20 protein-coding genes are annotated in these 24,983 nt (G+C 61.6%); 13 read left to right on the top strand and 7 right to left on the bottom strand.

What is annotated here, in order from left to right:
- Positions 1–8 precede the first annotated feature (8 nt).
- Genes ACO6VD_RS27390 through ACO6VD_RS27400 form a run of 3 tightly spaced genes read right to left on the bottom strand, consistent with a single transcriptional unit; the run spans position 9 to position 3,063 of the window.
- The gene (locus ACO6VD_RS27390) at positions 9–989 is read right to left on the bottom strand and encodes an alpha-L-glutamate ligase-like protein (protein ID WP_400173817.1); all 981 of its coding nucleotides are present in this window, start codon (positions 987–989) and stop codon (positions 9–11) included.
- Positions 989–2,521 carry an inactive transglutaminase family protein gene (locus ACO6VD_RS27395; protein ID WP_400173816.1) on the bottom strand — a complete coding sequence of 511 codons (1,533 nt, stop codon included), beginning with the start codon at positions 2,519–2,521 and terminating at the stop codon, positions 989–991. Before ACO6VD_RS27395 ends, ACO6VD_RS27390 begins: the two co-directional genes overlap by 1 nt.
- 5 nt (positions 2,522–2,526) lie before the next feature.
- A complete protein-coding gene (locus tag ACO6VD_RS27400; protein ID WP_400173815.1) occupies positions 2,527–3,063 on the bottom strand; it encodes an ATP-dependent zinc protease in 537 nt (178 codons plus the stop codon).
- A 293-nt stretch (positions 3,064–3,356) separates the two neighbouring features.
- On the opposite strand from ACO6VD_RS27400, the gene ACO6VD_RS27405 reads away from it, so the two are divergent.
- The 6 genes from ACO6VD_RS27405 to prpD all read left to right on the top strand — a co-directional run bounded on the left by ACO6VD_RS27405 (position 3,357) and on the right by prpD (position 11,739).
- Entirely contained in the window at positions 3,357–4,067 is a 711-nt protein-coding gene (locus ACO6VD_RS27405; RefSeq protein WP_045189895.1) for a GntR family transcriptional regulator, read from the top strand.
- Positions 4,064–4,954 carry a methylisocitrate lyase gene (gene prpB / locus ACO6VD_RS27410; protein ID WP_422422921.1) on the top strand — a complete coding sequence of 297 codons (891 nt, stop codon included), beginning with the start codon at positions 4,064–4,066 and terminating at the stop codon, positions 4,952–4,954. Before ACO6VD_RS27405 ends, prpB begins: the two co-directional genes overlap by 4 nt.
- A gap of 81 nt (positions 4,955–5,035) precedes the next feature.
- Positions 5,036–6,163: a bifunctional 2-methylcitrate synthase/citrate synthase gene (gene prpC / locus ACO6VD_RS27415; protein ID WP_422422922.1), complete on the top strand. Its 1,128-nt coding sequence runs from the start codon at positions 5,036–5,038 to the stop codon at positions 6,161–6,163.
- Positions 6,164–6,328: 165 nt separating this feature from the next.
- Positions 6,329–8,917 (top strand): Fe/S-dependent 2-methylisocitrate dehydratase AcnD, encoded by a 2,589-nt coding sequence (gene acnD, locus ACO6VD_RS27420; protein ID WP_422422393.1) that lies wholly within the window; start codon positions 6,329–6,331, stop codon positions 8,915–8,917.
- 97 nt (positions 8,918–9,014) lie between these two features.
- The gene (gene prpF, locus ACO6VD_RS27425) at positions 9,015–10,205 is read left to right on the top strand and encodes a 2-methylaconitate cis-trans isomerase PrpF (protein ID WP_422422394.1); all 1,191 of its coding nucleotides are present in this window, start codon (positions 9,015–9,017) and stop codon (positions 10,203–10,205) included.
- A 49-nt stretch (positions 10,206–10,254) separates the two neighbouring features.
- On the top strand, positions 10,255–11,739 hold the full coding sequence (gene prpD, locus ACO6VD_RS27430; protein WP_422422395.1) for a 2-methylcitrate dehydratase: 1,485 nt from the start codon (positions 10,255–10,257) through the stop codon (positions 11,737–11,739).
- Between the two features lie 73 nt (positions 11,740–11,812).
- On the opposite strand, the gene acnB is transcribed toward prpD, so the two are convergent.
- Positions 11,813–14,413 carry a bifunctional aconitate hydratase 2/2-methylisocitrate dehydratase gene (gene acnB, locus ACO6VD_RS27435; RefSeq protein ID WP_422422397.1) on the bottom strand — a complete coding sequence of 867 codons (2,601 nt, stop codon included), beginning with the start codon at positions 14,411–14,413 and terminating at the stop codon, positions 11,813–11,815.
- A 407-nt stretch (positions 14,414–14,820) separates the two neighbouring features.
- On the opposite strand from acnB, the gene ACO6VD_RS27440 reads away from it, so the two are divergent.
- Positions 14,821–15,288 (top strand): DUF1289 domain-containing protein, encoded by a 468-nt coding sequence (locus ACO6VD_RS27440; protein ID WP_400173783.1) that lies wholly within the window; start codon positions 14,821–14,823, stop codon positions 15,286–15,288.
- Between the two features lie 73 nt (positions 15,289–15,361).
- Here ACO6VD_RS27440 and ACO6VD_RS27445 read toward each other — a convergent pair whose 3' ends face one another.
- Positions 15,362–16,225: a universal stress protein gene (locus ACO6VD_RS27445; protein ID WP_422422396.1), complete on the bottom strand. Its 864-nt coding sequence runs from the start codon at positions 16,223–16,225 to the stop codon at positions 15,362–15,364.
- Positions 16,226–16,383: 158 nt separating this feature from the next.
- On the opposite strand from ACO6VD_RS27445, the gene ACO6VD_RS27450 reads away from it, so the two are divergent.
- From ACO6VD_RS27450 to ACO6VD_RS27465, 4 genes are all read left to right on the top strand, one after another.
- The gene (locus tag ACO6VD_RS27450; protein ID WP_400173785.1) at positions 16,384–16,989 is read left to right on the top strand and encodes a tRNA-(ms[2]io[6]A)-hydroxylase; all 606 of its coding nucleotides are present in this window, start codon (positions 16,384–16,386) and stop codon (positions 16,987–16,989) included.
- A gap of 160 nt (positions 16,990–17,149) precedes the next feature.
- Positions 17,150–17,623, top strand: coding sequence for a MarR family winged helix-turn-helix transcriptional regulator (locus tag ACO6VD_RS27455; RefSeq protein ID WP_400173786.1), 474 nt, complete (start codon positions 17,150–17,152; stop codon positions 17,621–17,623).
- Positions 17,620–18,816 (top strand): HlyD family efflux transporter periplasmic adaptor subunit, encoded by a 1,197-nt coding sequence (locus tag ACO6VD_RS27460; RefSeq protein ID WP_422422398.1) that lies wholly within the window; start codon positions 17,620–17,622, stop codon positions 18,814–18,816. Before ACO6VD_RS27455 ends, ACO6VD_RS27460 begins: the two co-directional genes overlap by 4 nt.
- Positions 18,813–20,342, top strand: a complete 1,530-nt coding sequence (locus tag ACO6VD_RS27465) for a DHA2 family efflux MFS transporter permease subunit (protein ID WP_422422399.1) — start codon at positions 18,813–18,815, stop codon at positions 20,340–20,342. Before ACO6VD_RS27460 ends, ACO6VD_RS27465 begins: the two co-directional genes overlap by 4 nt.
- A 74-nt stretch (positions 20,343–20,416) precedes the next feature.
- Here ACO6VD_RS27465 and ACO6VD_RS27470 read toward each other — a convergent pair whose 3' ends face one another.
- The gene (locus ACO6VD_RS27470; RefSeq protein ID WP_422422400.1) at positions 20,417–21,139 is read right to left on the bottom strand and encodes a UDP-2,3-diacylglucosamine diphosphatase; all 723 of its coding nucleotides are present in this window, start codon (positions 21,137–21,139) and stop codon (positions 20,417–20,419) included.
- Positions 21,136–21,639 carry a peptidylprolyl isomerase gene (locus tag ACO6VD_RS27475; protein ID WP_422422401.1) on the bottom strand — a complete coding sequence of 168 codons (504 nt, stop codon included), beginning with the start codon at positions 21,637–21,639 and terminating at the stop codon, positions 21,136–21,138. The genes ACO6VD_RS27470 and ACO6VD_RS27475 overlap by 4 nt, the downstream gene beginning before the upstream one ends.
- Before the next feature lie 236 nt (positions 21,640–21,875).
- Here ACO6VD_RS27475 and ACO6VD_RS27480 point away from each other — a divergent pair, with 236 nt between their 5' ends.
- On the top strand, positions 21,876–23,579 hold the full coding sequence (locus ACO6VD_RS27480) for a glutamine--tRNA ligase/YqeY domain fusion protein (protein WP_422422402.1): 1,704 nt from the start codon (positions 21,876–21,878) through the stop codon (positions 23,577–23,579).
- 9 nt (positions 23,580–23,588) lie between these two features.
- Positions 23,589–24,971, top strand: coding sequence for a cysteine--tRNA ligase (gene cysS / locus ACO6VD_RS27485; RefSeq protein ID WP_422422403.1), 1,383 nt, complete (start codon positions 23,589–23,591; stop codon positions 24,969–24,971).
- Positions 24,972–24,983: the final 12 nt, after the last annotated feature.

Raw genomic sequence — 24,983 nt, forward strand, 5'->3', positions numbered from 1 at the left:
GGATGCACTCAGTTCGACGGTACGTGACCGAACAGCTCCTGAGCGAAGCGTACGCGTTCTTCGGCGGTTTCCTGGCGGCCGTCTTTGGCCAGTTGCTCCAGGTGCGCTTCTACCGCGTGGGTGCGTTTGGTCAGGCCGCAGTCGTTGGCGATCTGGATGTTCAGGCCGGGGCGGGCGTTGAGCTCGAGGATCAACGGGCCTTTGTCCTGGTCCAGGACCATGTCGACACCGATGTAACCCAGGCCGCACAGCTCATAGCAGCCGGCGGCCAGCTTCATGAAACCGTCCCAGTTCGGCAACTGCACACCGTCCACTGCGTTGGTGGTGTCCGGGTGCTTGCTGATGATGTTGTTCAGCCAGGTGCCGCGCAGGGTCACACCGGTCGCCAGGTCGACACCCACGCCGATGGCGCCCTGGTGCAGGTTGGCCTTGCCACCCGACTGGCGGGTTGGCAGACGCAGCATGGCCATCACCGGGTAGCCCATCAGCACGATGATGCGGATGTCCGGCACGCCTTCATAGCTGATGCTTTTGAAGATCTGGTCGGGGGTCACCCGGTACTCGATCAGCGCGCGGTCGCGATGACCGCCCAGGGAGTACAGGCCGGTAAGGATGCTGGAGATCTGGTGCTCGATTTCCTCGTGGCTGATGATCTTGCCGGAGACCGTGCGATAACGGTCTTCGAAGCGATCAGCGACCACCAGGATGCCGTCACCGCCGGCACCCTGGGCGGGCTTGACGACGAAGTCGTTGCGCCCGCCGATGATCTCGCCGAGTTTGTCGATTTCTTTCTCGGTGGAGATGATCCCGTACATTTCCGGCACGTGAATGCCGGCCTTGATCGCACGCTCCTTGGTGATGATCTTGTCATCGACGATCGGGTACAGGTGGCGCTTGTTGTACTTGAGGACGTAGTCCGCATTGCGCCGGTTGATACCCATGATGCCCCGGGCCTCCAGGGCTTTCCAGGTTTTCCAGAGACCGAACATCAGGCGTCAGCCTTCACGAAAGCTTTGAAACGCACCAGCTCCGTCAGGCGGTAGCCGCGGTAGCGACCCATCGCCAGCATGAAGCCCACCAGAATCAGCAGTACCGCCGGGAAGGTGAAGACGAAGTACACCAGCTCCGGCACGCTCATCAGCAGGTGCGCCAGGGAGGCGGCGAACAGGGTGCCGATGGCGACTTTCATGGCATGGCCGCCACCGCGTTCTTCCCAGGTGATCGACAGGCGTTCGATGGTCATGGTCAGAATCACCATCGGGAACAGCGCTACCGACAGGCCGCGCTCCAGGCCCAGCTTGTGGCTGAACAGGCTGATGGCGGCGATCAATACCACGACGAAGGTCAGCACCACCGACAGGCGCGGCAGCATCTGCAGCTTGAGGTGTTCCAGGTAGGAGCGTAGCGACAGCCCGAGCGCGGTAATCACCGTGAACAGGATGATGCCGAAGCCCAACTGGGTTTCACGGAAGGCCAGGGCGATCAGCACGGGGGTGAAGGTACCCAGGGTCTGCAGGCCGATCAGGTTGCGCAGCACGAGGATCACCAGCACGCCGATCGGGATCATTACCATGATCATGAAAGTCTGCTGGGTCTGCAGCGGCAGGCCGTAGAGCGAGTATTCGAGGAAATCGGCGTCGGTGTTCTCGTCGGTCAGCTTGGCCAGACGGATGGCGTTCATCTCGCTGTTGTTCAGGCTGAAGCTGACGTTGGCTTTCTTGCCGCCATCGACGGTGATCAGGTTGTCATCACCAGTCCACCACAGCAGGCGGTCGGTCGGCAGGCCTTGTTCGCCGGTGTCCGGATTGAAGTACAGCCAGTCGGTGCCGTTGAAGCTGCGCAGCCACAGTTCAGGGGTTTGCGGCTGGTCGGCGACCAGGCGGATGGTGTGGACCTTTTCCACCGGCACGTGGGCGATGGACAGCAGCAGGTCGATGACCTTGGCCTTGTTCAGCGACGAGGTATCACCGGCCAGCAGCAGCTTGACGTTGTCGTCATTGAGGTTGTTGACGCGCTTGATGGTCTCGCTGACAAAGGTTTCGACGTCGGCCGAGTGCTGGCGGATCGGGGCCATCAGGGCTTCGGCGGCGATCTTCTCCGGGCCCTCTACGGCCAGGCTGTCGCGGAAGGTCGGGCCTTTGATCTTGGCTTTTTCGGTGCTGTAGCGCTTGGTCAGGACCAGGCGGTAGTACAGGGTCTGGTTGCCGCTGGCGCGACGGGCCGACCAGGTGACCTTGCGGTTGCCGTCGACGCGGTTGACGCTGACCCCGTAGTTGTTGGAGATGAAGCTCTCATTGAGGCTGACATAGTCACGGCTCAACGGCGGTACGAACATCTGGATCTTGACCGGGTCCTTGGGATTGGCGACGAACTCGACTTTGGCGTCGATGTTCCACAGGTCATCAGTCTCGTCTTCGGTCACCGGGATCCCGAGAAAGAAGATCTGATAGGCCGTGACGATGATGCCCAGTAGCACCAGTACGGTGATCAGGACTTTCAGATGAAGGGTAAGAGAGCGCATCGGGATTACTCTGCGGTGTGAGCGACAGGGGCACAGGCAGGTTTGCCGGCCGCGTATTTAAGGCTTGGGTCGACCAGTGCATCGAAGTGCTTGAGCGCCTCGGAGCCAATCAGCAGCGGGTACTGGAACGCGCTGCGGTCGGTCAGGTTCACTTCGATCACGCGTTGGGCGGTGCCCATGCAGATGTTCAGTTCAATCACCGGGCGGGCGGTGTAGGCCTTGCCCTCGTCCGGGTTGTAATCACCGGCGCGTCGCTTGATCTTGCTGACACGGGCCAGGGGTCGTTCTATCGGATGCGCGTGGGCGGCGTCAATTGCCAGGTAGAAGCGCACCCACGATTCGCCGTTACGCTTGAAGCGCTTGATGTCGCGGGCGCTGAGCGAGGCAGTTTTTGCCCCGGTGTCGAGCTTGGCGGCAACCTCCAGGTCGATATCGGCAAGGCGGGCATATTCATTAAGGCCGTACACGGTCTTTTCCGCGGCCTGGCCAAGGGCCGGCAACAAAAACAGGCTGAGCAACAGTAGAAGGGGTGTAAGTCTCATAAATCCTGGCGCGGTGCTGTGCGATGTTCGGGTCAAGGCCACTGGCACTACTGCGCAAGCTTCCTCGTTTATCTGCCATCACCACAAAATGATGACAAGCACACTATTCAAGCCCTGTGTGGGGCGCGGCATTCTATCACGCTGGTGTGCTGGCGCCAGCGCGCTGCACTCAGACAACACCCCGGGCAGTGAAGTTCGTTATTAGACGATTGTCGACAATATTCATTTTGTCTTTGACTATACCTGTCGATTTGGCTAGTTTTGGCCTCATTGATTTCTGAGGTGTCGACAATATGCTGGACACAGCGCAAGCCCCCGGCGCGATTGCAGAGGATTCCGAAACCCTCTCGGAAAACGTCTTCCGGCGTATCCAGGCGGCCATCGTCAAGGGCGAGATCGCCCCGGGCAGCAAGATCTCCGAGCCTGAGCTGGCGCGCACGTACGGCATTAGCCGCGGGCCGCTGCGCGAGGCGATCCACCGCCTGGAAGGCCAGCGCCTGCTGGTGCGCGTGCCCCACGTCGGTGCCCGCGTGGTATCGCTGAGCCATGCCGAGCTGATCGAGCTGTACGAGATCCGCGAGTCGCTGGAAGGCATGGCCTGTCGCCTGGCTGCAGAGCGTATGAGCGTAGCCGAGATCGATGAGCTGCGCCGGGTGCTCGACACCCACGAGCGCGATGCCACGTTCCAGGCCGGCCTTGGCTACTACCAGCAGGAAGGCGATTACGACTTTCATTACCGGATCATTCAGGGCAGCGGCAACCGCACCCTGGTGCAGATGCTCTGCGGCGAGCTGTATCAACTGGTGCGCATGTACCGCATCCAGTTCTCTGCCACGCCCAACCGGCCACGCCAGGCGTTCGCCGAACACCACCGGATTCTCGATGCCATCGCCGACCGTGACGGTGAACTGGCCGAGCTCTTGATGCGCCGTCACATCGGCGCCTCCAAACGCAACATTGAGCGTCACTACCTGGACGCTACCAGCCCACGAGGTGAGTCATGAGTCAGAAAAGCAGTCCCGGCCAGCGCTTTCGCGATGCAGTCGCCGCCGAACATCCCCTGCAGGTTGTCGGTGCGATCAATGCCAACCATGCACTGCTGGCCAAGCGTGCCGGTTTCAAGGCCATCTACCTCTCGGGTGGCGGCGTAGCAGCCGGTTCCCTGGGCCTGCCGGACCTGGGTATTACCGGGCTGGATGACGTACTCACCGACGTACGACGCATCACCGACGTTTGCGACCTGCCGCTGCTGGTAGATGTCGACACCGGTTTCGGTTCCTCGGCGTTCAACGTCGCCCGTACCGTCAAGTCGATGATCAAGTTCGGCGCTGCCGCGATCCACATCGAGGACCAGGTCGGCGCCAAGCGCTGCGGCCATCGTCCGAACAAGGAAATCGTCTCCCAGCAGGAAATGGTCGACCGCATCAAGGCTGCTGTAGATGCCCGTACCGACGACAGCTTCGTGATCATGGCGCGTACCGATGCCCTGGCCGTTGAAGGCCTGGAATCGGCCCTGGACCGCGCCGCCGCATGCATCGAAGCCGGTGCCGACATGGTCTTCCCGGAAGCCATCACTGAGCTGGCGATGTACAAGACCTTCGCCGACCGAATCAAGGCCCCGATCCTGGCCAACATCACCGAATTCGGTGCAACGCCGCTGTACACCACCGAAGAATTGGCCTCGGTCGACGTTTCGCTGGTGCTCTACCCGCTGTCGGCATTCCGCGCCATGAACAAGGCCGCCGAGAACGTCTACACCGCGCTGCGCCGCGATGGCACGCAAAAGAACGTCATCGACACCATGCAAACCCGCATGGAACTGTACGACGCCATCAATTACCACGCGTTCGAGCAAAGCCTCGACGCCCTGTTCGCCCAGAAAAAGGGTTGAACACCTGCTTGAACCCGTAGCAGCGGGCGTGCCCCGCGATTAGCCAAAGCATCCATAACAAATTCAAGATTGGAGATAGACATGGCCGAAGCAAAAGTACTCAGTGGAGCCGGCCTGCGCGGTCAAGTGGCCGGGCAAACTGCACTGTCGACCGTAGGCCAGGCCGGTGCCGGCCTGACCTACCGTGGTTATGACGTTCGTGACCTGGCCGCTGGCGCCGAGTTCGAAGAAGTGGCCTATCTGCTGCTGTACGGCGAATTGCCGAGCGCAGCCCAGCTGGCCGAGTACAAGGGCAGGCTGAAAACCCTGCGTGACCTGCCTCAGGCGTTGAAGGAAGTGCTCGAGCGCATCCCGGCAGATGCCCACCCGATGGACGTGATGCGCACCGGTTGCTCGGTACTGGGCACCCTGGAGCCTGAACTGACTTTCGAGCAGCAACGCGACAAGACTGATCGCCTGTTGGCGCTGTTCCCGGCGGTGATGTGCTACTGGTACCGCTTCACCCACCATGGTGTGCGTATCGAGTGCACCAGCGACGAAGACACTATCGGCGGCCACTTCCTGCACCTGCTGCACGGCAAAAAGCCGAGCGAGCTGCACGTAAAAGTGATGAACGTCTCGCTGATCCTCTACGCCGAGCACGAATTCAACGCTTCGACCTTCACCGCGCGCGTTTGCGCCTCGACCCTGTCCGACCTGTACTCGTGCATCACCGCGGCCATCGGCTCGCTGCGCGGCCCGCTGCATGGCGGCGCCAACGAAGCAGCGATGGAGCTGATCGAGCGCTTCCAGAGCCCGCAGGAAGCAGTTGCCGAGCTGCTGCAAATGCTTGAGCGCAAAGACAAGATCATGGGCTTCGGCCACGCCATCTACAAAGAGTCCGACCCGCGTAACGAGGTGATCAAGGGCTGGTCCAAGCAGCTCGCGGACGAAGTCGGTGACACCGTGCTGTACCCGGTGTCCGAAGCGATCGACAAGACCATGTGGGAGCAGAAGAAACTGTTCCCCAACGCCGACTTTTACCATGCCTCGGCGTATCACTTCATGGGCATTCCGACCAAGCTGTTCACCCCGATCTTCGTCTGCTCGCGCCTGACCGGCTGGGCAGCCCATGTATTCGAGCAGCGTGCCAACAACCGCATCATCCGTCCGAGCGCCGAGTACACCGGCGTCGAGCAGCGCAAGTTCGTGCCAATCGAACAACGCTGAGCCTGGCTGCAAACTGATTGGCCTGACTCCAGCCTGTGGGAGCGGGCTTGTCCCGCGATGCGATGTATCCGATAGATCGCAATCGCGGGGCAAGCCCGCTCCCACCAAAAGAGAGGCAAGCCAACCGGCCAGCCACCGACCTTACCGTGATTGAGTCCCTGTGCCATGAATACTGAATTTCGCAAGAACCTGCCGGGCACTGGCCTGGATTATTTCGACGCTCGAGCAGCTGTCGACGCCATCAAGCCCGGCGCCTATGACCGTCTTCCCTATACCTCACGCGTACTGGCAGAAAACCTGGTGCGCCGCTGCGATCCGGCGACCCTCAATGCGTCGCTGGGCCAGCTGATCGAACGCAAGCGCGACCTCGACTTCCCGTGGTTCCCGGCCCGTGTGGTGTGCCACGACATCCTCGGCCAGACCGCGCTGGTCGACCTCGCCGGCCTGCGTGACGCCATCGCTGATGGTGGCGGTGACCCGGCCCAGGTCAACCCGGTGGTGCCGGTGCAACTGATCGTCGACCACTCCCTGGCCGTGGAATGCGGTGGTTTCGATCCGCAGGCATTCGAGAAGAACCGCGCCATCGAAGACCGCCGCAACGAAGACCGTTTCCACTTCATCAACTGGACCAAGAAGGCGTTCAAGAACGTCGACGTGATCCAGCCTGGCAACGGCATCATGCACCAGATCAACCTGGAGAAGATGTCGCCGGTGATCCATGCCGAACGCGGCGTGGCTTATCCGGATACCTGTGTCGGTACTGACAGCCACACTCCGCACGTCGATGCCCTGGGCGTAATCGCCATCGGTGTCGGCGGCCTCGAAGCCGAGAACGTCATGCTCGGCCGCGCCTCGTGGATGCGCCTGCCGGAAATCGTCGGCGTCGAGCTGTCCGGCAAGCCGCAACCTGGCATTACTGCCACCGACGTGGTGCTGGCCCTGACCGAATTCCTGCGCAAGGCAAAAGTCGTCGGTGCCTACCTCGAGTTCTACGGCGAAGGCGCCCGTGCCCTGACTCTGGGCGACCGCGCGACCATCTCCAACATGGCCCCGGAATACGGCGCCACTGCAGCGATGTTCTCAATCGACCAGCAGACCATCGACTACCTCAAGCTCACCGGCCGTGAAGACGAGCAGGTCAAGCTGGTGGAAACCTATGCCAAGGTTGCCGGCCTGTGGTCCGACAGCCTGGCCAACGCCGAGTACGAGCGGGTGCTGAGCTTCGACTTGTCCAGCGTCGTGCGCAACATGGCCGGCCCGTCCAACCCGCACGCCCGTGTAGCAACCAGCGACCTGGCCAGCAAAGGTATCGCCGGTCAGTGGGAAGAAGTGCCGGGGCAGATGCCGGACGGCGCGGTGATCATTGCCGCCATCACCAGTTGCACCAACACCAGCAACCCGCGCAACGTGATCGCCGCCGGCCTGCTGGCACGCAACGCCAACAAGCTGGGGCTGATCCGCAAGCCATGGGTCAAGTCGTCGCTGGCACCGGGTTCCAAGACCGTTGCCCTGTACCTGAAAGAAGCGGGCCTTGATCGAGAGCTGGAGCAGCTTGGTTTCGGTATCGTGGCCTTTGCCTGCACCACCTGCAACGGCATGTCCGGGGCCCTGGATCCAGTGATCCAGGAGGAAATCATCGATCGCGACCTGTACGCCACCGCCGTACTCTCGGGCAACCGCAACTTCGACGGCCGTATTCACCCTTACGCCAAGCAGGCGTTCCTGGCCTCGCCGCCGTTGGTGGTGGCCTACGCCATTGCCGGCACCATCCGCTTCGACATCGAGAAAGATGTACTGGCAGTGGTCGACGGCAAGGAAATCCGCCTCAAGGACATCTGGCCGAGCGACGAAGAGATCGATGCCGTGGTCAAGGCCGCGGTCAAGCCGGAGCAGTTCCGCCAGGTCTACATTCCGATGTTCGCCATCGAGGAGGACACCGGTCCCAAGGTCGACCCGCTGTACGACTGGCGCGAGATGAGCACCTACATCCGCCGTCCGCCGTATTGGGAAGGCGCGCTGGCCGGGGAGCGTACGCTCAAGGGCATGCGCCCGCTGGCGGTGTTGCCGGACAACATCACCACCGACCACCTGTCGCCGTCGAACGCGATCATGCTCGACAGCGCCGCCGGTGAGTACCTGGCGAAAATGGGCCTGCCGGAAGAAGACTTCAACTCTTACGCAACTCACCGCGGCGATCACCTGACCGCACAGCGGGCCACCTTCGCCAACCCGAAACTGTTCAACGAAATGGTTCAGGAAGGCGGCAAGGTCAAGCAGGGCTCGCTGGCGCGGGTCGAGCCGGAAGGCAAGGTCACCCGCATGTGGGAAGCCATCGAGACCTACATGGAGCGCAAACAGCCGCTGATCATCGTCGCCGGCGCCGACTACGGCCAGGGCTCGTCCCGTGACTGGGCGGCCAAGGGCGTGCGTCTGGCCGGTGTCGAAGCCATCGTCGCCGAAGGCTTCGAGCGTATCCACCGCACCAACCTGGTGGGCATGGGTGTGTTGCCGCTGGAGTTCAAGCCAGGCGTGAACCGCAAGACCCTGGACATCGACGGCACCGAGACCTTCGACGTAGTTGGCGAGCGTACCCCGCGGGCGACCCTGACCCTGGTGATCACCCGTCACACCGGTGAGCGCGTTGAAGTGCCAGTGACTTGCCGCCTGGATACCGCTGAAGAAGTGTCGATCTATGAAGCGGGCGGGGTGCTGCAGCGCTTTGCTCAGGACTTCCTCGAGTCGGCGGCCGTTTGAGGTAGGGCTTATCGCGGGGCAAGCCCGCTCCCACCGACTGGTAGGAGCGGGCTTGCCCCGCGATAGCCTCCCACAGCACTTACAGGACAACCCAGCTATGGCACAAGTACCGCAAATCAAAATCCCCGCCACCTACATCCGCGGCGGCACCAGCAAAGGCGTATTCTTCCGCCTCCAGGACCTGCCTGAAAGCGCGCAGGTTCCCGGCCCTGCCCGTGACGCACTGCTGCTACGGGTAATCGGCAGCCCCGACCCCTATGGCAAACAGATCGATGGCATGGGGGGCGCTACTTCCAGCACCAGCAAAACTGTAATCCTCTCGCGCAGCACCAAAGCAGATCACGATGTCGACTACCTGTTCGGTCAGGTGTCGATCGACAAGGCCTTTGTCGATTGGAGCGGCAACTGCGGCAACCTTTCCGCAGCGGTCGGTTCCTTTGCCATCAGTGCTGGCTTGGTCGACGCTAGTCGCATCCCGCAGAACGGTATCGCCACCGTGCGCATCTGGCAGGCCAATATCGGCAAGACCATCATCGCCCACGTGCCAGTCACCAACGGTGAGGTTCAGGAAACCGGCGATTTCGAACTGGATGGCGTGACCTTTCCGGCAGCCGAAGTGCAACTCGAATTCATGGACCCTGCCGCCGATGAAGACGGCGAGGGCGGTTCGATGTTCCCGACCGGCAACTTGATCGATGATCTGGTAGTGCCTGGCGTCGGTACGCTCAAGGCGACCCTGATCAACGCTGGCATCCCGACCATATTCATCCAGGCTGAAGCCATCGGTTACACCGGCACCGAGCTGCAGGACGCGATCAACGGCGACCCCGAAGCCCTGGCCCGGTTCGAGACCATCCGTGCCTATGGCGCCGTGCGCATGGGCCTGATCGGGCACATCGATGAAGCCGCCAAGCGCCAGCACACGCCGAAGGTCGCCTTTGTCGCGCCACCGAGCGCTTATCAGTCGTCCAGCGGTAAAGCCGTGGCGGCGGCAGACGTTGATCTACTGGTACGTGCGCTGTCCATGGGCAAGTTGCACCACGCCATGATGGGTACTGCAGCCGTGGCCATCGGTACCGCAGCGGCGGTCCCCGGCACTCTGGTCAACCTCGCGGCCGGTGGTGGCGAGCGCAGTGCCGTACGTTTCGGTCACCCCTCGGGCACCCTGCGCGTTGGCGCCGAGGCTCGGCAGGTGAGCGGTGAGTGGACTGTTACCAAAGCAATCATGAGCCGCAGTGCGCGGATACTGATGGAGGGCTGGGTGCGGGTACCCGGTGATGCCTTCTAACCAGTAACGGCGCTTGGCTCCCTGTTTATCTACGACAGAGAGATGTGAAATGAGTGCCAACGTTGATCTGAACAACCGTCCCGACTACGACCGGGTACTGCAGGACATCGCTGACTATGTCCTGAATTTCCAGGTCGAGTCCGGGGAGGCGCTGGACACGGCGCGCAACTGCCTGATGGACACCCTGGGCTGCGGCCTGCTGGCGCTGCGCTTCCCGGAATGTACCAAGCACCTGGGGCCGCTGGTGGAGGGCACGGTGGTGCCGTACGGCGCGCGGGTGCCGGGCACCAGTTACCGCCTGGACCCGGTCAAGGCGGCCTGGGATATCGGTTGTGTGGTCCGTTGGCTCGATTACAACGACACCTGGCTGGCCGCCGAGTGGGGGCATCCCTCGGACAACCTCGGCGGCATCCTGGCGGTGGCCGACCATCTTTCGCAAAAACGCGTGGCCAATGGTGAAGCACCTTTGAGCATGCGGGTGGTGCTGGAAGCCATGGTCATGGCGCATGAAATCCAGGGGGTGATAGCCCTGGAAAACTCCTTCAATCGCGTTGGCCTCGACCATGTGCTGCTCGTCAAAGTCGCGTCCACTGCGGTTTGCGCCAAACTCATGGGCGCCAACCGTGAGCAGCTGCTGTCGGCGTTGTCCCATGCCTTTGTCGATGGCCAGGCCCTGCGTACCTATCGGCATGCGCCGAATGCCGGCTCACGCAAATCCTGGGCGGCCGGGGATGCCTCCAGCCGTGGCGTGCGCCTGGCGGATATCGCCCTGCGCGGCGAGATGGGCGTGCCGGGCGTGCTGACGGCGCCACAGTGGGGCTTCTACGATGTACTGTTCAGCCACACCAACAAGGATCTGGCGCTCAAGCCGGAAGACAAGCGCGCCTTCAGCTTCTCGCAAGCCTTCTCCAGCTACGTGATGGAGAACGTGCTGTTCAAGATCAGTTTCCCTGCCGAGTTCCATGCCCAGACCGCGTGCGAAGCGGCAGTGACCCTGCACCCGCAGGTGCGCAATCGCCTGCATGAAATCGAGCGGATCGTCATCACCACCCATGAGTCGGCCATCCGCATCATCTCCAAGGTCGGCAAGCTGGCCAACGCTGCCGATCGCGATCACTGCATCCAGTACATGACCGCTGTGCCGCTGATCTTCGGCAATCTGGTGGCCGAGCAATATGAAGATGAGTTCCACGCCGGCCACCCGATCATCGACCGCTTGCGCGAGAAGATGGAAATCGTCGAAGACCCGCGTTTTACCCGCGAATACCTGGAAGCCGACAAGCGCTCGATCGCCAATGCCGTGCAGGTGTTTTTCAATGATGGGTCAAGCACTGAGCAGGTGGTGGTGGAGTACCCGATTGGTCATCGCCGGCGTCGCGCCGAGGGCATTCCGTTGCTGGAAGAGAAGTTCAAGGCCAACCTGGCGACGCGTTTTGCCGGTCAGCGGGTGAGCGAGATCTTTGCCTTGTGCAAGGATCAGGCGGCGCTTGAGGCGACGGCGGTGCATCGGTTTGTCGATCTCTTTGTGATCTGAGGGAACTGTGGGAGCTCCCATAGAACAATAAAAAACCCCGCCAATTGGCGGGGTTTTTTGACGCTAAGTCAGCTTACGCTTGAACAACCGGGATATTGGCGCTCGCAGCAGCTTCACGGAACTCGGCGATCTGGTCGAAGCTCAGGTAGCGGTAAACGTCGGCAGCCATGCTGTCGATGTTTTTCGCGTACTCCATGTACTCTTCGACGGTTGGCAGCTTGCCCAGGATCGAGGCAACAGCAGCCAGCTCGGCCGAGGCCAGGTAGACGTTAGTGGCGTCGCCCAGGCGGTTCGGGAAGTTACGGGTCGAGGTCGACACCACGGTCGAACCGGTCTGCACACGTGCCTGGTTACCCATGCACAGCGAGCAGCCTGGCATTTCCATGCGCGCACCGGCTTTGCCGTAGATGCCGTAGTAGCCTTCTTCGGTCAGTTGGTGAGCGTCCATCTTGGTTGGCGGAGCCAGCCACAGACGGGTAGGGATGCCACCCTTGACCTTTTCCAGCAACTTGCCGGCAGCGCGGAAGTGACCGATGTTGGTCATGCACGAACCGATGAACACTTCGTCGATCTTCTCGCCCTGAACGGTCGACAGCAGGCGCGCGTCGTCCGGGTCGTTCGGCGCGCAGAGCACAGGCTCTTTGACGTCGGCCAGGTCGATCTCGATGATCTCGGCGTATTCGGCGTCGGCGTCGGCTTCCAGCAGTACCGGGTTGGCCAGCCAGGCTTCCATTGCCTGGGCGCGACGCTCCAGGGTACGGGCGTCGCCGTAGCCTTCGCTGATCATCCAGCGCAGCAGGGTGATGTTCGACTGCAGGTACTCGGCAATGGCCTTCTCAGGCAGCTTGATCGAGCAGCCGGCAGCGGAGCGCTCAGCCGAGGCGTCGGAAAGTTCGAACGCTTGCTCGACGGTCAGTTCGTCGAGGCCTTCGATTTCCAGGATGCGGCCGGAGAAGGCGTTGATCTTGCCTTTCTTCTCAACGGTCAGCAGGCCCTTCTGGATGGCGTAGTAAGGGATTGCATGGACCAGGTCACGCAGGGTGATGCCCGGTTGCAGCTTGCCCTTGAAGCGCACCAGTACCGACTCCGGCATGTCCAGCGGCATAACGCCGGTGGCAGCGGCGAAGGCAACCAGGCCGGAACCGGCCGGGAACGAGATGCCGATCGGGAAGCGGGTGTGTGAGTCACCACCGGTACCGACGGTGTCCGGCAGCAGCATGCGGTTCAGCCAGCTGTGGATGATGCCGTCGCCTGGACGCAGGGACACGCCGCCACGGGTGCGGATGAAATCCGGCAGGGTGTGGTGGGTGGTGACGTCGATTGGCTTCGGATAGGCCGCGGTGTGGCAGAACGACTGCATGACCAGGTCAGCGGAGAAGCCCAGGCATGCCAGGTCTTTCAGCTCGTCACGGGTCATCGGGCCAGTGGTGTCCTGGGAGCCGACGGTGGTCATCTTCGGCTCGCAGTAGGTGCCTGGACGAACGCCAGTCACGCCGCAGGCTTTACCGACCATTTTCTGTGCCAGGCTGTAGCCTTTGCCGGTGTCGACCGGGGCTTCAGGCAGCTTGAACAGGTCGGTTGGGCCCAGACCCAGTTCAGCGCGGGCCTTCTCGGTCAGGCCACGGCCGACGATCAGCGGGATACGGCCGCCAGCGCGGACTTCGTCGAGCAGCACCGGGGTCTTCAGTTCGAAGGTGGTGATGACTTCGTCGGTGCCGTGTTTGCAGACTTTACCGGCGTACGGGTACACGTCGATGACGTCGCCCATGCCCAGGTTGGTGCAGTCGAATTCGATCGGCAGGGCGCCGGCGTCTTCCATGGTGTTGTAGAAGATCGGGGCGATCTTGGTGCCGAAGCAGAAGCCGCCAGCGCGCTTGTTCGGTACATATGGGATGTCGTCGCCGAAGAACCACAGCACCGAGTTGGTGGCGGATTTACGCGAGGAACCGGTACCAACCACGTCACCGACGTAGGCGACCGGGAAGCCTTTGGCTTTGACTTCTTCGATCTGCTTGAGCGGGCCGATGGCGCCTGGTTGCTCAGGCACGATGCCGTCACGGGCCATTTTCAGCATGGCCAGGGCGTGCAGCGGGATGTCAGGGCGCGACCAGGCGTCCGGGGCAGGGGACAGGTCGTCGGTGTTGGTTTCGCCTGGAACCTTGAACACGGTCAGGCTGTACTTCTGTTCGATGGCCGGGCGGGCGGTGAACCATTCACCGGCGGCCCAGGAATCCAGTACGGCCTTGGCGTGGGCGTTACCGGCCTTGGCTTTCTCGGCGACGTCGTGGAAGGCGTCGAACATCAGCAGGGTGTGCTTCAGTTGCTCGGCGGCAACGGCGGCCAGCTCGGCGTCGTCCAGCAGCTCGACCATGGTGGCGATGTTGTAGCCGCCCTGCATGGTGCCCAGCAGCTCTACCGCGCGCTTTTTGTCGATCAGCGGGGAAGTGGCTTCGCCTTTGGCCAGGGCAGAGAGGAAACCGGCCTTGACGTAGGCGGCTTCGTCCACTCCTGGTGGAACGCGGTTGGTGATCAGGTCGACGAGGACTGCTTCTTCGCCAGCAGGGGGATTCTTCAGCAGCTCGACCAGGCCTGCGGTTTGTTCGGCGTTAAGCGGCTGGGGCACGATACCCTGGGCGGCACGCTCTTCGATGTGTTTGCGGTAGGCTTCAAGCACAGTTATTACCCTCATCAGTGGTCCCAAATGGGTGTCCGGGACGCTCATCCAGAAAGTCCGGCACCCGTGCGCAATACGGCTTCTTGGGCCGCGTAGCCAGGGTTGCAGGAAATCCTTACAGAAGCTGCTTTCAAAGTTTTACGCCTGTAGAACGGAGGCTGATGAGGGCTGGCGCGGGATATGCGATCAGACGTATATCCCGGGCCAACGCCGTTCTACCGGATCAACTGTGCTCGTGACGCTTTGAAAACAGCTTCTAACGGACATTGCTGCCTTAAAAAGGCCGGATGATTCTACGGTAAAAACTCGATAAAGGTAAGGCGGGCTCGACGACTTTAGCGGGTGACCCCCGTTAGACAAAGGGCTAACATGGCAGTCTGTTCCACCGCCCAGCTATCGATTTTTTCATGTCCAATCAGTCAATTAAAACGCCTTGTGTCGGCCTCTGTTCCACGGTTTACGGGGATCTGGTGTGCCGTGGCTGCAAGCGTTTTCACCATGAAGTGATCAACTGGAACGGCTACAACGAAGATGAAAAGCGTGCGGTCTGGCTGCGCCTCGAGCAATTGCTGGTGCAGGTCATGGTGGCCAAACTTGAAGTCTTTGATGCCACGCGCCTGCGCCTGCAACTGGAGCAGCGCAAGATCCGCTTCGTGCCGCACCAGTCCGAGTATTGCTGGGCCTACCAGCTGATCGCCCGCGGGGCGCGGGTGATCCGTGAACTTGAGGCGTACGGGATGGTGCTGTTGCCGGAGTTTCGCGACTGGGAATTGCCCGAGTTGCGCGACGCCATTGATCGGGAATTCTTCTTGCTGTCCGAAGCCCACTATCAGCGCTACATCGCGCCGGGGTTTCTCAAGGATGCTTTGGGTTGAAGCCATCGCGGGGCAAGCCCGCTCCCACCGGGATTTGCACTGGTGGGAGCGGGCTTGCCCCGCGATCAGTTCGTCAGCCTTGCGCCAGCTCGGTCAGGTGCACCTTCACTTCTTCAGTCTTGAGCACCAGCACATCGCATTCCAGTGAATCGAGCACCACCTCGGCGGTGTTGCCGATCAACGCCCCGGAAATCCCGGTGCGGGCCACGGTGCCGATCACCGTCACCACCGCATCGTATTTGTTGGCGGTGTAGGGGATCAGCACATCGGCCGGGCCTTCGGCGACGTGCAGGCGATCGTCCTTGATATCGAACTCGGCCTGGAACGCTGCGCATTCCTCGCGGTAGCGCTGCTCGATGGTTTCCTTCAGTTGATACACCGGATCGGCCGCCGACAGCATCGGTGACGGATGGGCGCTGATCACGTGCAGGTTGCCCTTGGCCAGGTTGGCGATCTCGTAACCGTGGTCGATGATGTTCTTGTGCAGCAACCGATGCGCCTCGTCATGGTTGCCGACATCCACTGCGGCGAGAATCACTCCACCGGCCCAAGGCCGTTCGCTCTTGACCATCAATACCGCGCACGGGCACTGACGCAGCAGTTTCCAGTCGGACGGAGTGAGCAGGGCCTTCTTCAGCGGGTTGTCCGGCCGGTGCTCCTTGATCACCAGGTCGCAGCCTTCGCCTTGCTGCACGGCAATGATCGATTCGTGCAGGCTGCCGTGCCAGGCCTCTTCATGGGTCACATTGTCGAAGCCGTCGTCGTGCAACTGGCTGCTGAGCAGGCTGAGCAGGGCGCTATGGTCGTGATTCTTGTCGGGCATCAACAAGTGCAGGCGTGCGCCGGTGGCGCCGGCGATCAGTTTGGCCCGGGTCAGGGCGCGGCTGTGGGCGTGTTCGGGGTCGAGTACCACCAGGATGCTGCGTACTTCTTGCATGAGCGTGAACTCCCTTCAGATTTGGCGACCGATGACTGACTATAGTCGGCGCCAAGTGCAATGGGCGTTGATATGTATCAAGCATAGTTCACTGGTGATCGCCGCCGCTGCCGGTATAATCGCCGGTCTTGCCGTTTGCCCTGCCTGTTTGTGAGCCTATGCACCTTATTCCCGAAATCGAAGCTTTCCTTGGCTGCCGTACTCCCGATGCCTGGGTCCAGGCGGCGCTTGCCGACCAGGAAACCCTGTTGATCGACCACAAGAACTGCGAGTTCAAGGCGGCCAGTACTGCACTGAGCCTGATGGCCAAGTACAACACGCACCTGGACCTGATCAACATGATGTCGCGCCTGGCCCGTGAAGAGCTGGTGCACCACGAGCAGGTGCTGCGCCTGATGAAGCGGCGCAAGATCGGCTTGCGCCCTTTGTCGGCCGGGCGCTATGCCTCGGGCCTGCGCCGGGTGGTGCGTACCCATGAGCCGGTGAAGCTGGTCGACACCCTGGTGGTCGGCGCCTTTATCGAGGCCCGTAGCTGCGAACGTTTTGCCGCACTGGTGCCACATCTGGACGAAGAACTGGGCAAGTTCTATCACGGCCTGCTCAACAGCGAGGCCCGGCACTATCAGGGTTACCTGAAGCTGGCTCATCAGTACGGTGAAGCGGCTGATATCGAGCGGGTGGTGGAGAAAGTCAGGGCGGTCGAGGCTGAACTGATCAGCACCCCGGATGAAGAGTTCCGCTTTCATAGCGGCATTCCTGCCTGATTTTTCGCGGGGCAAGCCCGCTCCCACCGGTGGTGTGGGAGCGGGCTTGCCCCGCGATAGGTCTCTCCAGCCAAATAGCAAGCAAGCTAATTAATGGCTTGACGTTAGCTGTCTAGGCAGTAACATTATGTTACTAACTGCCTAAGCAGGTATCGCCTCGATGCAACACTTCACCCCCGAAAACTTTCAGACCTGCACCATCGGCATGCTCCTGGGCCGTGCCGCGCTGGTCAAAGACCGCATTCTCGACAGCCACCTGCAGGACTTCGGCGTTACTGCCGCGCAGTTCAAGGTGCTGATCATCGTTGCTCAGTACGGGGTCGATACGCCTGCCGAACTCTGCCGTTACCTGTCGCTGGACAGCGGCTCGATGACACGCATGCTCGATCGCCTCGAGCAAAAAGACCTGATCCTGCGCCGGCGCTGCCCGGATGATCGCCGTCAGGTGCGTCTGGCGTTGAGCGAGGAGGGGCAGAAGCTCGCCGACCAGTTGCCGCAGATCGGCGCTGCGGCGATGAACGAATTGGTCGGTGTGCTCGCCGCGGATGAACTGGCGACCCTGGAAAGCCTGCTGAGCAAGGTCCTGCTCGCTGCGGGCGACACCCTGACAGCCCTGCGCGTAGGTGCAAAATGAACGCCGAGACCGACAGCGCCAACACGGCGCAAGACCTCAACAACAGCCGTAAACGCAAAACCTGGCTACTCTGCCTGGCCCTGCTGATCGTCCTCGGCGGCGGTACCGTGTGGGCCTGGCATGAGCTGTACGGGCGCTGGAACGAAGAGACCGACGACGCCTACGTCAACGGTAACGTGGTGGAAATCACGCCATTGGTCACCGGGACCGTGGTCAGTATCGGAGTCGACGACGGTGACCTGGTGCATGCCGGGCAAGTACTAATCGAGTTCGACCCCAGCGATGCCGAGGTAGGTCTGCAGGCCGCCCAGGCGCAGTTGGCCCGTGCGGTACGTCAGGTGCGCGGGTTGTACAGCAATGTCGACGGCATGAAGGCCCAGGTGGCGGCGCGTCAGGCCGAGCAGACCAAGGCCCAGGAAAACTACACTCGGCGCAAGACCCTGGTCGCTGGCGGGGCTATTTCGCTGGAGGAGCTGTCCCACGCCCGTGACGACCTGGCTTCCGCGCAAAGCGCGCTTATTAATGCCAAACAACAGCTCAACACCACCTCGGCACTGGTTGATGACACCGTGGTCTCCTCTCATCCGCAAGTCATGGCGGCGGCTGCCGACCTGCGCCAGGCTTACCTGGCTGCGGCGCGCACCACCCTGGTAGCTCCCGTCACCGGCTATGTGGCCAAACGCACCGTGCAATTGGGCCAGCGCCTGGAGCCGGGGACTGCGACCATGGCAGTGATTCCGCTCGATCAGCTATGGATCGACGCCAACTTCAAGGAAACCCAGTTGCGCAACATGCGCATCGGTCAACCGGTAGACATTGTCGCCGATCTGTACGGCAGCGAGGTCAAGTACAGTGGCACCATCGACAGCCTCGGTGCGGGCACCGGCAGTGCGTTCGCTTTGTTGCCGGCGCAAAACGCCACCGGCAACTGGATCAAGATCGTCCAGCGGGTGCCGGTGCGTATTCATATCAATGCCGAGCAACTGGCGGCCCACCCGCTGCGTATCGGCCTGTCGACCCTGGTGACGGTTGATCTGCATGATCAAAGTGGCCCGGTGTTGGCCCAATTGCCTGCGAAGAAGGCATCGTTCACCACCCAGGTGTATGACCGGCAACTGGTCGAGGCCGATGCCATGATCGCCCGGTTGATCCATGCCAACAGTGAAGGTTCCAGCAAGACGGCGCTGCGATGAGCAACAACGCTTCATTCAGCCCGCCGAGCCTGCTGCTGGCCACGATCGGGTTGTCGTTGGCGACCTTCATGCAGGTGCTCGACACCACCATTGCCAACGTCGCCTTGCCGACCATTTCCGGCAACCTGGGTGTCAGTTCGGAGCAGGGTACCTGGGTCATCACCTCGTTCGCGGTGAGCAATGCCATTGCCTTGCCGCTGACCGGCTGGCTGAGCCGGCGCTTTGGCGAGGTGAAGCTGTTCATCTGGGCCACGCTGCTGTTCGTGCTGGCCTCGTTCCTCTGCGGTATCGCCCGATCGATGCCGGAACTGGTGGGCTTCAGGGTCCTCCAGGGCATCGTTGCCGGCCCCCTGTACCCGATGACTCAGACCCTGTTGATTGCCGTGTATCCGCCGGCCAAACGCGGTATGGCGCTGGCCTTGCTGGCCATGGTCACGGTGGTGGCACCGATTGCCGGGCCGATCCTCGGCGGCTGGATCACCGACAGTTACAGCTGGCCGTGGATTTTCTTCATCAACGTGCCCATCGGTCTGTTTGCTGCGGCGGTGGTGCGCCAGCAAATGCGCACACGCCCGGTCAGCACCCAGCGTCAGCCCATGGACTACATCGGCCTGTTGACCCTGATCATCGGGGTCGGAGCCTTGCAGATCGTGCTCGACAAGGGCAATGACCTGGACTGGTTCGAGTCGGGTTTCATCGTGACCGGCAGCCTGATCTCGGTGGTGTTCCTGGCGATCTTCATTATCTGGGAACTGACCGACAAGCATCCGGTGGTCAACCTGCGGTTGTTCGTGCACCGTAACTTTCGCATCGGCACCATTGTTCTGGTGGGTGGCTACGCGGGCTTTTTCGGCATCAACCTGATCCTGCCGCAGTGGTTGCAGACCCAGATGGGCTATACCGCCACCTGGGCCGGACTGGCAGTGGCGCCGATCGGTTTGCTGCCGGTGCTGATGTCGCCGTTTGTCGGCAAGTACGCGCACAAGTTCGACCTGCGTGTATTGGCCGGACTGGCGTTCCTGGCGATCGGCACCAGTTGCTTCATGCGTGCCGGGTTCACCAATGAAGTGGACTTCCAGCACATTGCCCTGGTGCAGCTGTTCATGGGCATCGGTGTGGCACTGTTCTTCATGCCGACCTTGAGCATCCTGCTCTCGGACCTGCCGCCGCATCAGATTGCCGACGGTTCGGGCCTGGCCACTTTCCTGCGGACCCTGGGCGGTAGCTTTGCCGCCTCGTTGACCACCTGGATCTGGATTCGCCGGGCGGACCAGCATCATGCTTATCTCAGTGAAAGCATCAGTACCTATGAACCTGCCACCCGAGAGGCGCTGAATCACCTGGGCGGTGCGAACGGGCAGTCTTACGCGCAGCTGGAGCGCATGCTCAGCAGTCAGGCGTACATGATGTCGACGGTGGATTACTTCACCCTGATGGGCTGGGTGTTTGCCGGATTGATTCTATTGGTGTGGCTGGCCAAGCCGCCGTTCGCGGCTAAAGCGGGGCCTGCGTCGGCGGGGCATTGAGCGATCGCGGGGCAAGTCGGGTCGCCGCACCGCCGCTCCCACGGGTGGGAGCGGGCTTGCCCCGCGATCAGGTCTCAAGGAAAAGCAAAGGGCTGCAACTGAAACCCTTGCTCATCCACCTGCAACGCCCAACCCTGGCGATCCCAGTCACCCAGCACGATACGCCGCGCCGGTTGCTCATCGACCATCAGTTTGTGAATCGCCGGGCGATGGGTATGGCCATGCACCAGGGTGCGCACGCCAAACTGCGCCATGACTCGCGGTACTTCTTCCGGCGTCACGTCGACAATGTCGTTGGCCTTCATCCGCGTCTGCGCCTTGCTTTCGCTGCGCAGTTTACGCGCCAGTTTCTGGCGGGTGCTCAGCGGTAGATGGCGGAGGATCCACAGGCTTACAGGATTGCGCAGGTAGCGGCGCATTTTCATGTAGGCCAGGTCCAGGGTGCACAAGCTGTCGCCGTGCATCAGCAGCACCGGCTCACCACCCAGCTCAACGACACAGGGATCGTTCAGCAGGGTACAATCGGCAGCCTTGCAAAAGGCTTCGCCGATCAGGAAGTCGCGGTTGCCATGCATCAGGTAGACCTGCGTGCCGCTGTCGCTCAAGGCACGCAGGGCCTGGCAGATCGTGGTCTGGAACGGCGTCATGGCGTCGTCGCCGATCCAGGCCTCGAAAAAGTCGCCAAGGATGTACAGCGCCTCGGCGTGGCGCGCACGACCGTCGAGCAGATCAAGAAACGCCCGGGTAATGTCCGGGCGTTCTTCTTGCAGGTGCAGATCAGAGATCAGCAGTATCACTCAATGATCTCGGCTTTCTCGATGATCACGTCATCAACCGGTACGTCCTGGTGGCCAGACTTGGAACCGGTGGCAACGGTTTTGATCTTGTCGACAACGTCGGTGCCTTCGGTAACTTTACCGAATACCGCGTAGCCCCAGCCCTGAACGTTCTTGCCGCTGTGGTTGAGGAAGCTGTTGTCGGTGACGTTGATGAAGAACTGCGCCGACGCCGAATGCGGCTCCATGGTGCGGGCCATGGCGATGGTGTACTTGTCGTTGCTCAGGCCGTTGTCAGCTTCGTTCTGGATGCTTGGGCGCTTGTCTTTCTTCTCTTTCATGCCTGGCTCGAAACCGCCGCCCTGGATCATGAAGTTGCCGATGACGCGGTGGAAAACAGTGTTGCTGTAGTGGCCGGCGTTCACGTATTCGATGAAGTTGGCCACGGTGATCGGGGCTTTTTCGGCATTCAGTTCGATGACGATGTCGCCGTGATTGGTGCTCAGTTTGACTTTGGACATGCTGAAATTCGCTCTTTCAAGGCATTTGAAATAGGGTCGCGCAGGATCGCGATACAAACCTGACGCACAGTCTACAGCCCGCGATACGTGGCTTGCGGCAGTTTTTTTGCTGCCAGTACCGAATATAGGGCCAGTTTGTCGGCCGGACGCTGTCGGCAGCTCGACCGCTTCGGCTATGATAAGCGCTTTGATTCAGTCGGCCTACCCAGGCCGTGCACCCGTATTTCAAGGATCCTATGAGCAAGCCCACTGCCGACACCGCTCCCAACGCCGCTGCCAAAGGCGCTCCCGCCGTCCCTGCGAACTTCCTGCGCCCGATCGTGCAGGCCGACCTGGACTCGGGCAAGCACAGCAGCATCGTCACCCGTTTCCCGCCAGAGCCCAATGGTTACCTGCACATCGGCCATGCCAAGTCGATCTGCGTGAACTTCGGCCTGGCCCAGGAATTCGGTGGAGCCTGTCACCTGCGTTTCGATGACACCAACCCGGCCAAAGAGGACCAGGAGTACATCGACGCCATCCAGAGCGATGTGCAGTGGCTGGGCTTCCAGTGGACCGGCCCGGTGCGCTACGCCTCCGAATACTTCGACCAGTTGCACGACTGGGCCGTGGACCTGATCAAATCGGGCAATGCCTATGTCTGCGACCTGACCCCGGAGCAGGCCAAGGAATACCGTGGCAACCTGACCGAGCCAGGCAAGAACAGCCCGTTCCGCGAGCGCAGCGTCGAAGACAACCTCGACCTGTTCGCCCGTATGAAGGCTGGCGAGTTCAAGGACGGTGAGCGTGTACTGCGGGCCAAGATCGACATGGCCTCGCCGAACATGAACCTGCGCGACCCGATCCTCTACCGCATCCGCCATGCCCATCACCACCAGACCGGCGACAAGTGGTGCATCTACCCCAACTACGACTTCACCCACGGTCAGTCGGATGCCATCGAAGGCATCACCCACTCCATCTGCACCCTGGAGTTCGAAGGCCACCGTCCGCTCTACGAGTGGTTCCTGGAGCACCTGCCGGTGCCGGCCAAGCCGCGTCAGTACGAGTTCAGCCGCCTGAACCTGAACTACACCATCACCAGCAAGCGCAAGCTCAAGCAACTGGTCGACGAGCAGCACGTCAACGGCTGGGACGACCCACGCATGTCGACCCTTTCCGGCTTCCGTCGCCGCGGCTACACCCCGGCCTCGATCCGCAATTTCTGCGAAATGATCGGCACCAACCGTTCCGACGGCGTGGTCGACATGTCGATGCTCGAGTTCAGCATCCGTGACGACCTCGATCGCACCGCGCCACGTGCCATGTGCGTGCTGCGTCCGTTGAAAGTGGTCATCACCAATTACCCGCAAGGCCAGGTCGAGAACCTCGAACTGCCTCGCCACCCGAAAGAAGACATGGGCATGCGCGCGCTGCCGTTCGAGCGCGAAATCTACATCGATCGCGACGACTTCATGGAAGAGCCGCCAAAAGGCTACAAGCGCCTGGAGCCGGCCGGTGAAGTGCGCCTGCGCGGCAGCTACGTGATCCGCGCTGACGAAGCGATCAAGGACGCCGACGGCAACATCGTCGAACTGCGTTGCTCCTACGACCCGGACACCCTGGGCAAGAACCCTGAGGGTCGCAAGGTCAAGGGCGTGATCCACTGGGTGCCGGCCGCGGCCAGCGTCGAGTGCGAAGTGCGTCTGTACGACCGCCTGTTCCGCTCGGCCAACCCCGAGAAGACCGACGATGGCGGCAGCTTCCTCGACAATATCAATCCCGATTCGCTGCAGGTACTCACTGGTTGTCGTGCGGAACCTTCCCTGGGCCAGGCCCAGCCAGAAGACCGCTTCCAGTTCGAGCGCGAAGGTTACTTCTGCGCCGACCTGAAAGACTCCCAGCCGGGTCGCCCGGTATTCAACCGGACTGTGACCCTGCGCGATTCGTGGGGCAGCTGAGGAACGCTCGTGCTTACCATTTACAATACGCTTAGCAAGACCAAGGAAGTTTTCAAACCGCTCGAAGGCAACAAGGTGCGCATGTACGTCTGCGGCATGACCGTGTACGACTTCTGTCACCTGGGCCACGGCCGCAGCATGGTTGCCTTCGACCTGGTCACCCGCTGGCTGCGTTACAGCGGCTACGATCTGACCTACGTGCGCAACATCACCGACATCGATGACAAGATCATCAACCGGGCCAACGAAAACGGCGAGTCGTTCGACGCGCTGACCGCCCGCATGATCGACGCGATGCACGAAGACGAGCGCCGTCTGAACATCCTGCCGCCGGATCAGGAGCCGCGTGCCACCGACCATATCGCCGGCATGCACGCGATGATCCAGACCCTGATCGACAAGGGCTACGCCTACGCGCCGGGTAATGGCGACGTGTACTACCGGGTCGGCAAGTTCGTCGGCTACGGCAAGCTGTCGCGCAAGAAGATCGAAGACCTGCGCATCGGTGCGCGGATCGAGGTCGACGAAGCCAAGCAGGATCCACTCGACTTCGTCCTCTGGAAGGGCGTCAAGCCGGGTGAGCCGAGCTGGGAGTCGCCGTGGGGCGCGGGTCGTCCGGGCTGGCACATCGAGTGCTCGGTGATGTCCACCTGCTGCCTGGGCGAAAGCTTCGACATCCACGGCGGTGGTAACGACCTGGAGTTCCCGCACCACGAGAACGAAATCGCCCAGAGCGAGGCCGCCACCGGCAAGCAGTACGCCAACTCGTGGATGCACTGCGGCATGATTCGCATCAATGGCGAGAAGATGTCCAAGTCCTTGAACAACTTCTTCACCATCCGCGACGTGCTCGACAAGTATCACCCGGAGGTGGTTCGCTACCTGCTGGTGTCGAGCCACTACCGCAGCTCGATCAACTACTCCGAAGACAGCCTGCGTGAGTCCAAGGGTGCGCTGGAGCGTTTCTACCACGCCCTGCGCGGTTTGCCGCGGGTCGAGGCCAAGGGTGGCGAGACTTATGTCGATCGCTTCACCCTGGCGATGAACGACGACTTCGGCACGCCTGAAGCCTGCGCGGTGCTGTTCGACCTGGTGCGCGAGATCAACCGTCTGCGCGAAAGTGATCCAGAGGCAGCGGCTGGCCTGGCCGGTCGTCTGCGTCAGCTGGGTGACCTGCTCGGTGTGCTGCAGCTGGATGCTGACGACTTCCTGCGTGCTGGTGCCGAAGGCAAGGTCGATGCGGCTGAAGTCGAGGCCTTGATCCAGGCGCGCCTGCAAGCGCGTGCGGACAAGAACTGGGCAGAGTCGGATCGCATCCGCGACCAGATCACCGCCATGGGTGTGGTGCTGGAAGACAGCAAGGGTGCCACCACCTGGCGCTTGGCTGACTGACCAATCGCGGGG

Origin of the sequence: Pseudomonas sp. GZD-222 (genome assembly GCF_049310525.1) — a bacterium.
GTDB lineage: Bacteria > Pseudomonadota > Gammaproteobacteria > Pseudomonadales > Pseudomonadaceae > Aquipseudomonas.

Excerpts from the sequence above, each read along its gene's own strand:
- ACO6VD_RS27390 (WP_400173817.1), bottom strand. The coding sequence starts at position 989 with ATGTTCGGTCTCTGGAAAACCTGGAAAGCCCTGGAGGCCCGGGGCATC.
- ACO6VD_RS27395 (WP_400173816.1), bottom strand. The coding sequence starts at position 2,521 with ATGCGCTCTCTTACCCTTCATCTGAAAGTCCTGATCACCGTACTGGTG.
- ACO6VD_RS27400 (WP_400173815.1), bottom strand. The coding sequence starts at position 3,063 with ATGAGACTTACACCCCTTCTACTGTTGCTCAGCCTGTTTTTGTTGCCG.
- ACO6VD_RS27405 (WP_045189895.1), top strand. The coding sequence starts at position 3,357 with ATGCTGGACACAGCGCAAGCCCCCGGCGCGATTGCAGAGGATTCCGAA.
- prpB (WP_422422921.1), top strand. The coding sequence starts at position 4,064 with ATGAGTCAGAAAAGCAGTCCCGGCCAGCGCTTTCGCGATGCAGTCGCC.
- prpC (WP_422422922.1), top strand. The coding sequence starts at position 5,036 with ATGGCCGAAGCAAAAGTACTCAGTGGAGCCGGCCTGCGCGGTCAAGTG.
- acnD (WP_422422393.1), top strand. The coding sequence starts at position 6,329 with ATGAATACTGAATTTCGCAAGAACCTGCCGGGCACTGGCCTGGATTAT.
- prpF (WP_422422394.1), top strand. The coding sequence starts at position 9,015 with ATGGCACAAGTACCGCAAATCAAAATCCCCGCCACCTACATCCGCGGC.
- prpD (WP_422422395.1), top strand. The coding sequence starts at position 10,255 with ATGAGTGCCAACGTTGATCTGAACAACCGTCCCGACTACGACCGGGTA.
- ACO6VD_RS27440 (WP_400173783.1), top strand. The coding sequence starts at position 14,821 with ATGTCCAATCAGTCAATTAAAACGCCTTGTGTCGGCCTCTGTTCCACG.
- ACO6VD_RS27445 (WP_422422396.1), bottom strand. The coding sequence starts at position 16,225 with ATGCAAGAAGTACGCAGCATCCTGGTGGTACTCGACCCCGAACACGCC.
- ACO6VD_RS27450 (WP_400173785.1), top strand. The coding sequence starts at position 16,384 with ATGCACCTTATTCCCGAAATCGAAGCTTTCCTTGGCTGCCGTACTCCC.
- ACO6VD_RS27455 (WP_400173786.1), top strand. The coding sequence starts at position 17,150 with ATGCAACACTTCACCCCCGAAAACTTTCAGACCTGCACCATCGGCATG.
- ACO6VD_RS27460 (WP_422422398.1), top strand. The coding sequence starts at position 17,620 with ATGAACGCCGAGACCGACAGCGCCAACACGGCGCAAGACCTCAACAAC.
- ACO6VD_RS27465 (WP_422422399.1), top strand. The coding sequence starts at position 18,813 with ATGAGCAACAACGCTTCATTCAGCCCGCCGAGCCTGCTGCTGGCCACG.
- ACO6VD_RS27475 (WP_422422401.1), bottom strand. The coding sequence starts at position 21,639 with ATGTCCAAAGTCAAACTGAGCACCAATCACGGCGACATCGTCATCGAA.
- ACO6VD_RS27480 (WP_422422402.1), top strand. The coding sequence starts at position 21,876 with ATGAGCAAGCCCACTGCCGACACCGCTCCCAACGCCGCTGCCAAAGGC.